Origin of the sequence: Micromonospora arida, assembly GCF_042873195.1 — a bacterium.
In the GTDB taxonomy this organism is placed as follows: Bacteria; Actinomycetota; Actinomycetes; order Mycobacteriales; family Micromonosporaceae; genus Micromonospora; species Micromonospora arida.
Genome location: NZ_JBIALC010000013.1, coordinates 135,607 through 150,454 on the forward strand (window position 1 = coordinate 135,607; position 14,848 = coordinate 150,454).

Here is a 14,848-nt window from a genome sequence, read left to right on the forward strand (position 1 = left end):
GGGACCGACCGAGGTTGGGACGTCAATCTAACCGCCCTTTCTCAGCAATGGAAACCCCGTTACATTGTCCGAAACGCAGACGATGAAGGGGGTACGCGGTGGCGCGTTACGACCTGCTGGTCAAGGGCGGCATGCTGGTGCTGCCGTACGTGGGAACGGTCCGGGCTGATCTCGCCACCCGTGACGGCCGGATCGCCGCCATCGGGGCCGACCTCGACCCGGCCGACGCCGCCGAGGTGCTCGACGCCAACGCCAGGCTGGTCTTCCCCGGCGCGGTGGACGCGCACTACCACCTGGGCATCTACCGGTCGCTCGCCGAGGACGCCGCCGAGGAGACCCGATCCTCCCTGGTCGGCGGGGCGACCACGGTGCTGTCCTACTTCCGGACCGGGCAGCACTACCTCAACCGCACCGGCGCGTACGCCGACATCTTCCCGGAGGTGCTCGCGGCCGTGGGTGGGCGCGCCTACACCGACTACGGGTTCCACCTCGCGCCGATGGACACCGCACAGGTCGGCGAGGTGCCGACACTGGTCGGCGAGCACGGGGTGTCGTCGTTCAAGTACTACATGTTCTACAAGGGCTTCAACCTCAGCGCGGACTCCCGCGACGCCAAGTCCTTCACGATGAGCGACGAATACGACCTGGGGCACCTCTACCAGATCATGGAGGCGGTCGCGGCGGCCAACGGCCCGGACCGGCGCGTGTCGCTGTCGCTGCACTGCGAGCAGTCCGAGCTGATGCGGCTGTTCATCGACCGGGTCCGGGGGGCCGGTGACCCGCAGACCCTCAAGGCATACTCCGACGCCCGCCCGCCGCTCACCGAGCGGGTCGCCATCGGCGAGGCCACCACCCTGGCTGGCGCCACCGGCTGCCCGGTCAACCTGCTGCACCTGTCCTCGGCCGACGCGCTGGACGCGGCCCGGGCGGCCCGCGCCGCGCTGCCCGGCGCCGACATCCGGGCCGAGGTCACACTGCACCACCTCTGCCTGTCCTACGACGCGCTGACCGGGCTGGGCGGCAAGGTGAACCCCCCGATCCGCACGGTGGCCGACACCGAGGCGCTGTGGGCCGGCGTGCTCGACGGTTCGGTCGACTGGGTGGCCTCCGACCACGCGTGCTGCACCGAGGAGCACAAGGGCGACGCGCTCTGGCCGGCCCTGCCCGGCTTCGGCGGCACCGCGCTGCTCTACCCGCTGCTGATCAGCGAGGGGATGCACAAGCGTGGGCTGTCGCCGGCCCGGATCGCGGAGCTGGCCTCGGCGAACCCCGCGCGGGCGTACGGCCTGTGGGGGCGCAAGGGCAACCTCGTGGTGGGCGCGGACGCCGACCTCGCGATCGTCGACCCTGACCTGGAGCGGGAGGTGACGACCGACCTGCTGCTGTCCGGGCAGGACCACTGTCCGTTCGAGGGGCGCAAGGTCCGCGGCTGGCCGGTCGCGACGGTGGTCCGCGGGCACGTCGCATACCGCGAGGGCGCGGTCACCGGAGAGCCGCAGGGAATGTACGTCACCCGCTAGGTGTGACCGGGGTGTGACGCGGCGGTGGTCGTGGCCGCGTCACACCCGTCGCCATCACATCCCGTCGCCGGACCAGGGGCCGCGCGAACGGGACCGCACCGGCAGGGTGGAGATGACCGGCGCCTCGTCGTGCTCGTGGTAGTTGGTCGCCGTGCCGCCCCACTTGACCCACTCATCGGTGGTGTACCAGTTGATCAGCTCGCCGTCCGAACGGATGATCCAGTCGATGTCGGTCTCGGCGACGAAGTGGCCGTGCTTCACCCCGGCCGGCCGGAAGCAGTAGGTGCCCTCGTCGATGTCGCCGAAGTTGTACGCCATCTTCCCGCCGAGCGTGTAGAACTCCTCGTAGCAGGGGTGGTGGGCCAGCCGGTGGTCGCTCCAGCCCTTGTGGGCCCGGATCAGGCGGGTGTAGAAGTTGGTCACCGGGTCGCGGTGCAGCAGCTTGATGTAGAGCGGGGTGATCGGCCCGACCGTCGGGGCGGCGGTCCACTCCATGTCGTTGGAATCCACCACCGTCACCTCGCCGACGGCGGTCTCCCACCGCGCTGAGGCCGGGCTCCACTGTGCCTTCCCGACGTCGAAACCGCAGTCGCCGTACTCGCGCCAGTGCAGCACCGACGAGCCTTCGCGGATCTTGATCCAGTCCATCGGTACGCCCCTGGGCACCTGAAGATAGCCGCCCGGGCCGATCTCCTGACCGCCGTAGATCAGCGAGCCGGACCGCACGAAGAACTCGGTGTCGGCGTGCGGCACGCCCGGCCCGCGCCCCCAGTCGCTGTCGAACCGCAGCGCCAGCGAGGACGATCCGTCCTCCTCGTCTGTGGAGAGCCGGCGTTCGTGGACCCCGCCCTCGCCGTGCGGCAGCTCCCCGACGTGCCAGATGTAGTCATTCTCGTGAATCAGTTCGACGTGCGCTCGCACCCGCTGCTCCTCACTTCGCGTTTCAGGGTCTTCCCGGCGGCGTTTGCGGGCGGTGCCCCCAGCCGGAGGTGCAGGGCGCCCGGCAGCCGGCGATGGTGAGATCGGCGCCGTCCGGGACCAGCATGGCTGCAATGGAAACACTGTTTCCACGGGCACGGCAAGCCCGTCGTCCTGCAATGTTCCCCCTAGCGAAACGATGTATCCAGCGCATACGATGCGTCGAATGAATGGTGCCGAGCTGTCCGCCACCCCCGGCGGTACCGCGCGCGGTGGCAGGCTCGATGCCGACTACGCCGGTGCCGGGTTCGCCCGCCGGCTCGGCTGGGGCACCCGGCCCGCGCTCGTGCTTGTCGACCCCGTCGCCGCGTACGCCGTACCCTCGTCGCCGCTGTTCCTGGCCACCGCGGAGGCCGCGCTGGCCGCGATGGCCGCGCTGGCGGCGGCGGCCCGCGCGGCCCGGGTTCCGGTGGCTTTCACCGCGGTGCGGTACGCCGACGAGTCCTGCGCCGAAGCGCCGCTGTTCGCCGCGAAGGTGCCGGCGCTGACCGCGTTCGCCGCCGGCAACCCACTCGGCGACTTCCCGACCCAGGTCACGCCTGCCCCGGGCGATCACATCGTGTACAAGCACTACGCCAGCGCCTTCGCCGGAACCGCCCTGGCCGCCTGGCTCACCGCGGCCGGCGTCGACACGGTGGTGCTCGGCGGCTTCTCCACCAGCGGCTGCGTCCGCGCGTCGGCGGTGGACGCCCTGCAACACGGGTTCCGCCCGATGGTGGTGCGCGAGGCGTGCGCCGACCGCGATCCCGGCCCGCACGAGGCCAACCTCTTCGACCTCGACGCCAAGTATGCCGACGTGGTGCCGCTGGCCGACGCGGTCGCCCGGTTGGCCGACCACTGACCGGACCCGTTCTCCCGACTTGAGTGGGCAGGAGCAGTCATGCGTAAGGCAGTCATCACCGGCAGCACCAGGGGGATCGGCTTCGCGCTCGCCCGCGAGCTGCTCTCGCGGGGCCACTCCGTCGTCGTCTCGGGGCGTTCGCGGACGGCCGTGGACGACGCCGTCGCGCGGCTGCGCCCACAGGCCGGCGCAGGTGCCGCCGTCCACGGTTTCGCCGGGGACGTCACCGACGCCGAGCAGGTCGAGCGGATGTGGAGCGCCGCGGTCGACGCGCTGGGCGGCGTCGACCTGTGGATCAACAACGCCGGTGTCGCCAACACCACCCGGCCGATCGTCGACACCACGCCGGAGGACGTCCGGACGATGGTCACCACGAACATGCTCGGCACCGTGTACGGGTCGCAGGTCGCCGTCCGCGGCATGCTCACCGCAGGCGGCGGCCAAGTCTTCAACGTGCTCGGCGGCGGCAGCGACGGCCGGATCCGCCCCGGGATGGGGGTCTACGCGGCCACCAAGCGCGGTCTGGACTCCTTCACCCGGGCACTGGCCAAGGAGGTCACCGGTACCGGCGTGCGGATCGGCCAGATCCGCCCCGGCATCCTCATCACCGAGGGGTGGCTGCGCGAGGCCGCCGTCGCGCCGGAGCAGGTGGCGCGGCAGCGCCGGCAGCTGAACATCCTCTGCGACCACGTCGACGACGTCGCGCCATACCTGGTCGAGCGGATGCTGGCGAGCACCAGGAACGGCGACGCGATCGCGTGGCTCACCACCGGCCGGATGACCCGCAAGTTTCTCATTCCCGGCAAGCGGGACGTGCTCGCCCGCTACGGGCTCTGACCGGGGCCGTCATGCACATCAATGACTCAGGGAAGGACGGCACCGGGTGAAGGGTGTGCAGCTCAACATGGCCGCCGGGATCCGCGAGTTCGGCCGGGCCACGCCGGGCCGGGTCGCGGTCGTCGACGGCGACCACACCGTGACGTTCGGCGCGCTCGACGAGCGCTCCAACCGGCTCGCGTCCGCGACGCTCGCGCACGGCGTCGCCCCCGGTGAGCGGATCGCGGTGCTGAGCAACAACCGCCACGAGTACTTCGAGATATCGGCGGCGATGGCCAAGGCCGGCATCCCGACCGTGCCGCTGAACACGAAGAACAACAGTTCGGACAACGCCTACATCCTCGCCCACTCCCGGGCGAGGGGGATCATCCTGGCCGACGAACTGGCTGGCAACGTCGACGGCCTGCTCGACGACCTGCCGCTCGTGCTCAGCTTCGCCGGCGAGGTCGGCCAGCGGTACGAGACGTTCCTGGGACAGGGCCGGGCGGTCGATCCGCAGGTCCCCGTCGACGAACTCGACCCGTTCTGCGTCACCTACACCTCCGGCACGACCGGGCGGCCCAAGGGCGTCCTGCTGACCCACCGGGGGCGGGTCCTCACCGCGTTCGGAGTCGGGCTGGACTACGGGCTCGGCCCCAACCGCAGCACGATCGCCGTCGCACCGATGTACCACGGCGCGGGGTTCGCGTTCGCCTACACCGCCCCGATGCTCGGCGGCTCGTGCAGCGTGCTGCCGACCTGGGATCCGGAGCGGCTGTTGGACCTGATGGCCTCCAGTCGCGCCTCCACGGTGTTCCTGGTGCCCACGCACGCCCAGCACCTCCGCCGGTTCTGCGAGGAGCCGGCCGCCCGGTACGACCTGTCGGCGCTGCGGACGCTCTACTTCAACGCCGCCGCGTTGCCGGTCGCGCTGAAGGAGTGGGTGATCGCCGCATTCCCCGGCGTCGACGTGCACGAGCTGTACGGCTCGACCGAGTGCTCCATCGTCACCAACCTGCGCCCCGAGTTCGCCCTGGAACGGGCCGGCAGTGTCGGGCATCCCTGGTTCTGGAACGAGATCCGGCTCAAGGACGACGACGGCAACGAGGTCTCCCCGGGTGAGCCCGGCGAGCTGTTCGCCCGCTCGCCGCTGCTGCTGGCCGGGTACCTCGACGACGAGGAGGCCACCCGGGCCGGTTACGACGCCGACGGGTTCTTCTCCGTCGGCGACGTGGCCGTGCGCGATGAGGAGGGCTTCATCACCATCTTCGACCGGAAGAACGACATGATCATCGCGGGCGGGGTCAACATCTTTCCGCGCGAGATCGAGGAGGTCATCGCCCGCCACCAGCCGGTCGACGAGGTCGCCGTCATCGGCGTGCCCGACGAGGTGTACGGCGAGCGCATCGCCGCGTTCGTGGTGGGCCGCCCGGGGACGCTGATCGACGTCGGAGCCCTGGAGGGCCACGTCCGGCAGCACGTGGCGCGCTACAAGGTGCCCCGCGAGTGGCACGTCGTCGACGCGTTGCCGCGCAACCCGAGCGGCAAGATCCTCAAGCGGATGATCCGCGACGGGTACCTCGCGCGTGGTCAGAAGGAGAGTGGCTGATGGGGCTCAAGCAAGGCTGGACCGGGCGGTTCTTCGAGGACTTCGAGATCGGAGACGTCTACCAGCACCCGCTGGGACGCACCGTCACGGAGACCGACAACACCTGGTTCACGCTGCTGACCATGAATACCAACGAGATGCACTTCAACGCCGAGTACGCCGCACGGTCGGAGTTCGGCAAGCCGCTCGTGGTGTCGACGCTCACGGTGGCCATCGCGGTCGGGCAGAGCGTCACCGACCTGACCCAGAACGCGTTCGCGAACCTCGGCTGGGACGAGATCCGGATGACCCACCCGGTGTTCGCCGGTGACACGCTCTACAGCGAGTCGCTCGTGCTGGAGAAGCGCGAGTCTGCGTCCCGCCCGCATGCCGGCATCGTCACGGTGCGCACCCGCACGCTGAACCAGCACGGCGACGAGGTCTGCTCCTTCAAGCGCACGTTCTATGTGTACCGCCGGGGCGCCGAACAGCTGGAAAACCTCTTCCCGGTGGGGAAGTCCCCACTCTCCCTCGACGGCGACAGCAAGGAAACGGCATGAGGCTCACGTACCAGCCGTGGGGGGAGACGCTCGCGGAGCTGGCCGACGCCGGGCGCCGGGCGGAACGCGCGGGCGCCGAGGTGCTGTGGGCCTCGGAGCTGCACCGGAGCGCGACCGGCACCGCCGCCGCCCTGGCCGGGGCGACGTCGACCGCACGGATCGGCACCTCGATCGTCCTGGCGTTCACCCGCAGCCCGATGATCACCGCGCTGGAGGCGCTCGACCTGGACGAGCTGTCCGGTGGCCGGTTCGTGATCGGCCTCGGCTCCGGGGTGCGCCGGCTCAACGAGCAATGGCACAACGTGCCGTTCGGCAAGCCGGTCGGTCACCTGCGCGAGACGGTCCACAACATCCGGCTGTTCTGGGACGCCTGCACCACCGGCGCCGAGATCCGTGCCGACGGCGAGTTCGAGCCGATGCACATCCGCGGTTACGAGCGGCCGTACCCCGTTCCGGAGCGGCCGATCCCGGTGTACCTGGCCGCGATGGGCCCGCTGATGACCCGGTTGGCCGGCGAGATCGGCGACGGCTGGATCAGCCACGAGCTGTGCTCACCGGGGTACCTGCGGGAGCACATCCTGCCCGACCTCACGCTCGGCATCGACCGCGCGGACGGCAAGACGCGCCACGACGTCGACGTCGTCGTCTCCGCGTGCTGCTCGGTGGCCGCCGACCCCGCGCTCGCCCGCCGCCGCGCCGCCGGTGTGGTCGGCTTCTACGCCACGGTCCGCACCTACGCCGACTTCTTCGCGTTCCACGGCCTCGCCGAGGACCAGCAGGCCGTCATCGACGCGTTCCGGGCCGGTGCCGGCGCGGACCACCTCGCGGGCAGCGTCAGCGACCGGATGGTCGACGCGCTCACCATGGCCGGCACCCGCGACGACGTCGCCGCCCGGATCGCGGCCTATGACGGCATCGCCGACACCGTGAAGCTGAGCCCGCCGACCCACGGGCTGCCTGCCGTCGAGATCCGCGCGGCCCAGGACGAGATCATCGCGCTGATCGGCGAGCTGACGGGAGCGACCACGTGAGACCGCTGGAGGACCTGCGCATCATCGCGGTCGAGCAGTACGGCGCCGGGCCGTTCGGCAGCGTGCACTTGGCCGACCTCGGCGCCCAGGTCATCAAGATCGAGGACCCGCGGGCCGGCGGCGACGTCGGCCGGTACGTGCCGCCGTACGCCGAGGACGAGGACTCGCTCTTCTTCGAGACGTTCAACCGCAACAAGCGCAGCGTCTCTCTCGATCTGGGTACCGCCGCAGGGCGCGGCGTCTTCGAACAACTCGTCGCGGTCTCCGACGTCGTCTACTCCAACCTACGCGGGGACGTGCCGGAGAAGCTGCGCATCCGGTACGACGACCTCAAGCACCTCAACCCGCGCATCGTGTGCGTGTCGCTGACCGGGTTCGGGATGACCGGGCCGCGCAAGCAGGAACCCGGCTACGACTACGTGTTGCAGGGTCTCGCCGGCTGGATGGAGCTGACCGGTGAGCCGGACGGACCGCCCACCAAGTCCGGACTGTCACTGGTGGACTACTCGGGCGGCTTCGTGGCCGCGATCTCGCTGCTGGCCGGGGTGCACGCCGCCCGCCGCGACGGCGTCGGGATGGACTGCGACGTCAGCCTCTACGACACCGCGGTGTCGATGCTGACCTATCCCGCGACGTGGCACCTGAACGCCGGGTTCCAGCCGGGCCGCACACACCACTCGGCCCACCCGTCGCTCGTGCCGTTCCAGGCGTTCGAGGCCAAGGACGGCTGGATGGTCGTCGGCTGCGCGAAGGAGAAGTTCTGGGCCCGGCTGTGCCGGATCGTCGGCCACCCGGAGTGGGCCGAGGCCGGCTCGCCGTACGCGACCTTCGCCAGCCGGCGGGAGCACAGCGCCGACCTGGTGCCCCGGTTGGAGGCGATCTTCCGGCAGAAGACCGTCGACGACTGGCTCACGCAGCTCTACGCCGGGTCGATCCCGTGCGGCCCGATCAACGACGTCGGCGCGGCCCTGGTGGACGAGCACACCGCCGCCCGGAACCTCGTGGTCACCACCGACCACCCCCGCTACGGCGAGGTACGGCAGCTCGCGTCCCCGGTGCGGGTCGGCGACGAGACGCCCACCTACCGCCGGGCACCGCAGCGCAACGAGGACCTCGCACTCGTCACCGAGGAGATCCTGGGCCTGGACGCGCAGCAGGTGGTGGCACTGCGGGCGGCCGGCGCGTTCGGCGATGCCGAGCCGGCACACGGCGCGAACACCCCCGACACCCCTGACGGCCTCGACACCACAGCCAGGTCACGATGATCGCCGAGGAGCTTGCCGAGTGGGGCACGGGCCACGTCGAAGTGCCGGCCGCGGTCCGGGCCGCAGCGCTGCGGCACCTGCTCGACGGGGTCGGAACGGCGTTGGGTGGGCTGCGTGCCAGCCCGATGACGGGGGAGCCCGGTGGGCCGTCGCCGATACCGGCCGTCGTCGTCGCCCGGGGACTCGGCGGGCCGCCGGAGGCGACGATCATCGGGTCGCGGGGCCGGGTCGGTGCACCGGCCGCCGCGCTCGCCAACGGCACCCTCGTGCACGCACTGGACTTCGACGACACCCACGCCGGCGGCCTCGTGCACGCCACAGCCGTGGTGCTGCCGGCCGCGTTCGCCGTCGGCGAGCAGGTCGGCGCGCCCGGCCGGGCCGTGCTCGAGGCCGCCGTCGTCGGCTACGAAACCGTGTGCCGGGTCGCCGCCGCCGCGTCGCACGGCTTCCACGCCCGCGGGCTGCACGCCACGATGGTGGCCGGCGTGTTCTCCTCGGCGATCGTCGCGTCCCGGCTGCTCGGCCTCGACGCCGCGCTGACGACCGACGCGCTCGGCATCGCCGGCAGCCAGGCCGGCGGGCTCCTCGCGTTCCTGCACGGTGGAGCCTCGACGAAGCAGCTGCACCCGGGATTCGCCGCGCACGCCGGCATCCTCGCCGCCCGGCTGGCCGCGGCCGGGGCCGACGGCCCGGCGAACGTCCTCGACGGCCCGCACGGTGTCTACGACGCACTGGCCGCCGGCGCGGTCGACCTCGCGTCCATCACCGCCGAGCTCGGCACACGCTGGGAGACCACCCGGATCGGCATCAAGCCGTACCCGGCGTGCCAGCTCTCCCACGCCGCGATCGACGCGGTCCGCGACGCGGTGCGCCGCGGCGGTGTCCGTTCCGGCGACGTCGCCGCGATCGACGTCGACGTGCACCCCGACTCGGTGCCCACGGTCTGCGACACCCGGCGGGACCTGGCGCGACCGGCGTCGCCGTACGCGGCGAAGTTCTCGCTGCCGTGGAGCATCGCCGCCGCCGTCGTCGACGGTGACCTGACCACCGCGACGTACGAGCCGGACTCGCTCGCCCGACCCGAGGTGGAACGCGTTGCCCGGCTGGTGCGTTGGCACGTTGCCCCCACCGGCGGCCCCGCAGCCGACGCGCCCGGCACCGCCCGTATCACGCTCGTCGACGGCTCGGCCGTTCCCGGCAGCGTGCCACGCAGCGCGGGCGGCCCGGACAACCCGCTGACCGACGAGCAGCTCGTCGCGAAGTTCCACGGCAACGCCGGTGGCGACACCACGGACGTCGTCGACCTGCTGTCCCGTCTCGACGAGCTGGACACCATCGAACCGCTCATGGCGGCGCTGGCCGCCGCCGGTACAGGCAGGGACCGCCCGTGACGCCACACGCCATCAAACCGCCCTCCTTCCGCTGGTTCCCGTACGACGGCTTCACGTTCTGCCTCGGCCTCGCCGAGGGCGACGCGGCCTGGACCTCCGGCCACACCTCGGCCGCGTTCGACGAGGCCGTCGGCAGGATGACGGTCACCGGGGACATGGCGGCGCAGGCGCGCACCGCGTACGAGAAGGTGCTGACGATCCTGGCGGCCGCCGGGTTCGGGCCGCAGGACGTCACCCGGGTCACCGAGAACGTGACGGTCGCCGGGCTCGCCGAGTACGAGGCGGCCGCGGCGGTCCGACGGGAGGTCTTCGGCGACCACGAGCCCGTGCTGCGGACGGTCGTCGTCGAGCGGCTCGTGCGGCGTACCGCGCTGCTGGAGGTCGAGCTGCACGCGGTCCGCGGCGGCGGCGAGGTGCTGGCCGCCAGCGAGCCCCGGCCGGCCGGGGCCTGGCAGGCCTCCACCGTGCGGACCGGCCACGACGGCGCGGTGTACCTACCGACGATGCTCCCGGTCGACGCCACCGGCGCCGTGGTCCACCCGGGGGACTTCGCCGCGCAGTACGCCTACTGCCTGGACCGGGCGGGCGACCTGCTCACGGCGGTCGGGCTGTCCCTCGACGCGGTCGTCACGACCTACGACTACTCGACGCCGGAGACCCGCGACGTGTACCGCCGGACGCACCGCGTGCGGCGGGAACGCCTCGGCGGCGCCGGCGTGTACCCGGGCGCGGGCGGCATCCTGATGAGCCGGCTGCACCACCCGGACGCGCTCGTCGCGATCGACGTCACCGCCTCCCGGCACCCCCTGGAACTGGTCAACCCCGGCTGGTCCCGCTACGACACGCTCACCTACGCCCCCGGGGTCAGGGCGGGCCGGACCCTGTACATGTCCGGGTTCGCGGCGCTGGACATGCAGACGCAGCAGGCCCTGCACCCCGACGACATCGTGGCGCAGGCCGAGGCGACGTACGGCGCGATCCTGCACCTGCTGCGCCACGCCGGCCTCGGACCGGAGCACCTGCTGGAGACGACCGAATACTGCGTCGAGTCCGCGCTGTCGGCGTACCGGGGCGTCGCTGGCGTGCGGGAACGGCTGCTCAGCCCGCCCTGGCCGGCGTCGACCGGAGCGATCTGCAAGGCCCTGCTGCGCCCCGAGTTCCTGCTCGAGGTGTTCCCGACGGCGCTGTACCCGACAGGAACGGTCCGGAGCCGAACGGAGGAGACGGCATGAGCCTGCTGACCGACGACCTGCGTGCACTGCTGGGCACGAGGAAGGTCTACACCTCGCCCGAACCGCTCGGCGCCGCGGCCGGCCGGTACTTCGGCATGGCCGTCGGCGACGACAACCCGCTCTACTCCGACCCCGAGTTCGCCCGCACGCAGGGCCTGCCGGGCGTGACCGCTCCACCGACGCTCATCTGCGAGACCAACCAGTACGCGAACCTCCCGATGGGCAGCGACGGCTATGCCGGGCACTCCTGGCATCTCGACCTCCCCGGTACCCGCCAGGTCCGCGGCGGCAACAGCTACACCTTCCACCGCCGGGTACGCCCCGACGACGTCATCACCGCGACCTGGGAGATCCACGACCTGACCGAGAAGCAGACCCGTACCGGCGCGGACATGCTCGTGGTCTCCTCGCGCGCGACGTACACCAACCAGGACGGCGAACTGCTCGCCGTCAACGAGGAGGCGATCATCCTGGTCAGCCTGGACGGTGCCGCATGACACCTCGGATGCCACCGAGCGTCGGGGCTGCGCTGCCCACGCTGGAGCGCACCATCACGCTCACCGACATGGTCGCCTACGCCGGCGCCACCTGGGACTGGTACCGACTGCACTTCGACCCCGAGTTCGTGGCCGCCGCGCGGGTCCCGGGCCCGGTCGTGGACGGGCAGGTGTTCGGGGCGCTCTTCGTCGAGCTGTTGCAGGACGCGCTCGGCCCGCGCTGCTTCGTGCACGAGTTGTCGTTCACGTTCCGGAACCTGATGTTCGCCGGCGAGACCGTGCGGTGCGAGGCGACCGTGGTCGAGGTCGGCGCGGACCGCGTCCGGGTCGAGCTCTCCGCCACGATCCTGGCCAGCGAGTACGGCCCGCAACGGCCCGCCGCCAGCCCTGCCCACGCGACGGTCCTGCTCGGCACGGCCGACGGGCCGGCCGCGCGGTGACCGGCGTCGCGATCGTCGGTGCGGCCGAGTGCGACCTCGGCAACACCGGGAAGTCCACGCTCACCCTGCAGACCCAGGCCGTCACCCGGGCGCTCGCCGACGCCGGGCTGACCCTCGCCGACGTCGACGGACTGGCCACCACCGGAGTGTCCCGCTTCTCCACCACACAGCTCGCCGAGTATCTCGGGCAGCAGCCCCGCTGGGTCGACTCGACGTTCGTCGGCGGGTCGGCCGCCGAGATGATGGTCGCCCGCGCCACGCAGGCGATCGACGCCGGCCAGGCGTCCACCGTGGTCATCAGCTTCGCGTCGAACCAGCGCTCCGCGCGCTCGCGCAGCCTCGGCGGCATCGTCGAGGAGCACACCCCGGAGGCCCAGTTCGAGGCGCCGTACGGCCCGTTGTACCCGCTGTCGTACTACGCGATGGCGGCACAGCAGTACTTCCACCGGTACGGCGGCACGCGGGAGAAGCTGGCCGAGATCGCGGTCGCCGCCAGGGAGTGGGCGCTGCTCAACCCGGCCGCGTTCCGCTACGGCGCCGGGCCGCTGACCGTCGACGACGTGCTCGCCGCGCCGATGGTCTCCAGCCCGCTGACCGTCGCCGACTGCTGCCTGGTGACCGACGGCGGCGGGGCGGTCGTGCTCACCACGCTCGACCGGGCCCGCGACCTGCGGCACCCGCCGGTACGGGTCCTCGGGTACGGCGAACGGTCGACGAACACGTCGATGACCGCGGTCGAGGACCTGACGGTCACCGGCGCGCGCGAGTCCGGCCGGGAGGCGTTCGCCCGGGCCGGCATCACACCGGCTGACGTGGACGTGCTGGAGGTGTACGACTCGTTCACCATCACCGCCGCGCTCAGCATCGAGGCGCTGGGCTTCTGCGGCCCGGGGGAGGTGCTCGACTTCATCCAGGACGGCCGGATCCGTCCCGGCGGTGAGCTGGCGCTGGACACCTCCGGCGGTGGCCTGTCGTACTGCCATCCCGGTCAGTACGGGGTGCTGCTGCTGGTGGAGGCGGTCCGCCAACTGCGCGGCGAGGCGGGAGCCCGGCAGGTGCCCGACGCCCGGGTGGCCGTGGCGCACGGCACCGGCGGGATCCTGTCCACGCACGCGACGGTCGTGCTGGGGGTGCGGTGATGCATGTGCCGCCACCCGACGACGTGACGGCCGGCTGGTGGGACGCCACCCGGGAGCACCGCTACACGCTGCAGACCTGCGGGTCCTGCGGGCACGTCCAGCATCCGCCGCGTGCGCTGTGCACCGCCTGCTCGTCGATGGTGGATCTCGGGCTCGTCGAGGCGTCCGGCCACGGCGTCGTGGACACGTTCACCGTGGTGCACCGGGCACCCGTGCCGGGGGCTGCCGTGCCGTACACGATCGCCCGGATCCGGCTCGCCGAGGGACCGTTCGTGCTGTCCACCCTCGAAGGGCAGGACTGGCGGATCGGCGACCCGGTCCGTGTCGGTTGGCTCGACCTCGACGACGGCCGGGCGCTGCCGGTCTTCCACCGCTGACGGAGGCTACCCATGGACTTCACGCTCACCGAGGAGCAGCAGGACTTCCGCGCCCTGCTCCGCACGTTCGTCGACCGGGAGATCATCCCGGTCGCGCGAGAGTGGGAGCAAACCGGGCGGTACCCGACGGAGATCGTGCGGGGGATGGCCGAGATGGGGCTGTTCGGCATCACCGTGCCGGAACAGTACGGCGGCCTCGACCTCGACCCGGTCTCGTTCGCGCTGGTGTTCGAGGAACTCGCCCGTGGCTGGATGGGCATCGCCGGCATCCTCGGCAGCCACTCCCTGGCCTGCCGGATGATCGCCATACACGGCACCGAGGAGCAGAAGCAGGCCTACCTGCCCGACCTCGCCACCGGCGCCCGGCGGACCGGCATCGGCCTCACCGAGCCGGACGCCGGTACCGACCTGCAGGGCATCCGCACCACCGCCCGCCTCGACGGCGACCACTACGTCGTCAACGGCACCAAAATGTGGATCACCAACGCGCGGTACGCCGACCCGCTGCCGGTGCTGGTCAAGACCGACCCGCAAGCCACGCCCGCGCACACCGGCATGAGCGTGCTGCTCGTCGACGCGACGCTGGACGGCTTCCAGGTCCTGCGGGACATCCCGAAGCTCGGCTACAAGGGCACCGAGTCCTGCGAGATCCTCCTCGACAACGTGCGGGTACCGAAGGACCGGTTGCTCGGTGGCGTCGAGGGCGTCGGCCTCAAGCAGGCGTTGTCCGCCCTGGAGTGGGGCCGGGTCAACATCGCCGCGCGGTCGGTCGGCATCGCGCAGCGCGCCCACGACGAGGCGCTGGCCTACGCCCGGCAGCGTAAGGCGTTCGGCAAGCACATCGCCGAGTTCCAGGCGATCCAGCTCAAGCTCGCCACCATCGCGATCCAGCTCCAGGCCGCCCGCCTGATGGCGTACTGGGCGGCCGACGCGGTCCGGCGCGGTCGCGCCGACGGGCAGACCGGGATGGCCAAGGTGTTCTGCTCGGAGGTGGCCCTCGAGGCCGCGATCGATGCGATGAAGGTGCACGGCGGCTACGGCTACTCCACCGAGTTCGAGGTCGAGCGCCTCTACCGGGACTCGATCCTGATGAGCATCGGCGAGGGCACGAACGACATCCTGCGGACCGTCGTCGCGAAGGCGCTCGTACGCGGCGACGTGACGGTCTGACAC

Annotated in this window: 15 protein-coding genes; 14 read left to right on the forward strand and 1 reads right to left on the reverse strand. The window is 71.6% G+C overall.

The window, feature by feature from the left end; genetic code table 11:
* Window positions 1-98 precede the first annotated feature (98 nt).
* Window positions 99-1,520, forward strand: a complete 1,422-nt coding sequence (locus tag ACFYP0_RS28600) for a dihydroorotase (protein WP_386998230.1) — start codon at window positions 99-101, stop codon at window positions 1,518-1,520.
* A gap of 54 nt (window positions 1,521-1,574) precedes the next feature.
* Here ACFYP0_RS28600 and ACFYP0_RS28605 read toward each other — a convergent pair whose 3' ends face one another.
* The gene (locus tag ACFYP0_RS28605) at window positions 1,575-2,441 is read right to left on the reverse strand and encodes a DUF4437 domain-containing protein (RefSeq protein ID WP_272612333.1); all 867 of its coding nucleotides are present in this window, start codon (window positions 2,439-2,441) and stop codon (window positions 1,575-1,577) included.
* 223 nt (window positions 2,442-2,664) lie between these two features.
* Between ACFYP0_RS28605 and ACFYP0_RS28610 the strand changes: the two genes are divergently transcribed.
* Genes ACFYP0_RS28610 through ACFYP0_RS28670 form a run of 13 tightly spaced genes read left to right on the forward strand, consistent with a single transcriptional unit; the run spans window position 2,665 to window position 14,845 of the window.
* Window positions 2,665-3,339 carry an isochorismatase family protein gene (locus ACFYP0_RS28610; RefSeq protein WP_386998233.1) on the forward strand — a complete coding sequence of 225 codons (675 nt, stop codon included), beginning with the start codon at window positions 2,665-2,667 and terminating at the stop codon, window positions 3,337-3,339.
* A gap of 39 nt (window positions 3,340-3,378) precedes the next feature.
* Window positions 3,379-4,176: an SDR family oxidoreductase gene (locus ACFYP0_RS28615; RefSeq protein ID WP_355495011.1), complete on the forward strand. Its 798-nt coding sequence runs from the start codon at window positions 3,379-3,381 to the stop codon at window positions 4,174-4,176.
* A gap of 46 nt (window positions 4,177-4,222) precedes the next feature.
* Complete coding sequence (locus ACFYP0_RS28620) at window positions 4,223-5,764, forward strand: class I adenylate-forming enzyme family protein (protein ID WP_355495009.1); 1,542 nt, start codon at window positions 4,223-4,225, stop codon at window positions 5,762-5,764.
* Complete coding sequence (locus ACFYP0_RS28625) at window positions 5,764-6,303, forward strand: MaoC family dehydratase (protein WP_088947019.1); 540 nt, start codon at window positions 5,764-5,766, stop codon at window positions 6,301-6,303. Before ACFYP0_RS28620 ends, ACFYP0_RS28625 begins: the two co-directional genes overlap by 1 nt.
* Window positions 6,300-7,334, forward strand: a complete 1,035-nt coding sequence (locus ACFYP0_RS28630; RefSeq protein WP_124853807.1) for an LLM class flavin-dependent oxidoreductase — start codon at window positions 6,300-6,302, stop codon at window positions 7,332-7,334. The genes ACFYP0_RS28625 and ACFYP0_RS28630 overlap by 4 nt, the downstream gene beginning before the upstream one ends.
* On the forward strand, window positions 7,331-8,599 hold the full coding sequence (locus tag ACFYP0_RS28635; protein WP_386998236.1) for a CaiB/BaiF CoA transferase family protein: 1,269 nt from the start codon (window positions 7,331-7,333) through the stop codon (window positions 8,597-8,599). The genes ACFYP0_RS28630 and ACFYP0_RS28635 overlap by 4 nt, the downstream gene beginning before the upstream one ends.
* Window positions 8,596-9,990 (forward strand): MmgE/PrpD family protein, encoded by a 1,395-nt coding sequence (locus ACFYP0_RS28640; protein WP_386998238.1) that lies wholly within the window; start codon window positions 8,596-8,598, stop codon window positions 9,988-9,990. Before ACFYP0_RS28635 ends, ACFYP0_RS28640 begins: the two co-directional genes overlap by 4 nt.
* Window positions 9,987-11,222 (forward strand): Rid family hydrolase, encoded by a 1,236-nt coding sequence (locus tag ACFYP0_RS28645; protein ID WP_386998240.1) that lies wholly within the window; start codon window positions 9,987-9,989, stop codon window positions 11,220-11,222. Before ACFYP0_RS28640 ends, ACFYP0_RS28645 begins: the two co-directional genes overlap by 4 nt.
* Entirely contained in the window at window positions 11,219-11,719 is a 501-nt protein-coding gene (locus ACFYP0_RS28650; RefSeq protein ID WP_355494999.1) for an FAS1-like dehydratase domain-containing protein, read from the forward strand. Before ACFYP0_RS28645 ends, ACFYP0_RS28650 begins: the two co-directional genes overlap by 4 nt.
* Window positions 11,716-12,159, forward strand: coding sequence for a MaoC family dehydratase (locus ACFYP0_RS28655; RefSeq protein ID WP_355494996.1), 444 nt, complete (start codon window positions 11,716-11,718; stop codon window positions 12,157-12,159). The genes ACFYP0_RS28650 and ACFYP0_RS28655 overlap by 4 nt, the downstream gene beginning before the upstream one ends.
* Window positions 12,156-13,298 (forward strand): acetyl-CoA acetyltransferase, encoded by a 1,143-nt coding sequence (locus ACFYP0_RS28660; RefSeq protein ID WP_124853813.1) that lies wholly within the window; start codon window positions 12,156-12,158, stop codon window positions 13,296-13,298. The genes ACFYP0_RS28655 and ACFYP0_RS28660 overlap by 4 nt, the downstream gene beginning before the upstream one ends.
* Window positions 13,298-13,675 carry a Zn-ribbon domain-containing OB-fold protein gene (locus tag ACFYP0_RS28665; RefSeq protein ID WP_355494993.1) on the forward strand — a complete coding sequence of 126 codons (378 nt, stop codon included), beginning with the start codon at window positions 13,298-13,300 and terminating at the stop codon, window positions 13,673-13,675. The genes ACFYP0_RS28660 and ACFYP0_RS28665 overlap by 1 nt, the downstream gene beginning before the upstream one ends.
* A 12-nt stretch (window positions 13,676-13,687) precedes the next feature.
* On the forward strand, window positions 13,688-14,845 hold the full coding sequence (locus tag ACFYP0_RS28670; RefSeq protein WP_124853815.1) for an acyl-CoA dehydrogenase family protein: 1,158 nt from the start codon (window positions 13,688-13,690) through the stop codon (window positions 14,843-14,845).
* Window positions 14,846-14,848: the final 3 nt, after the last annotated feature.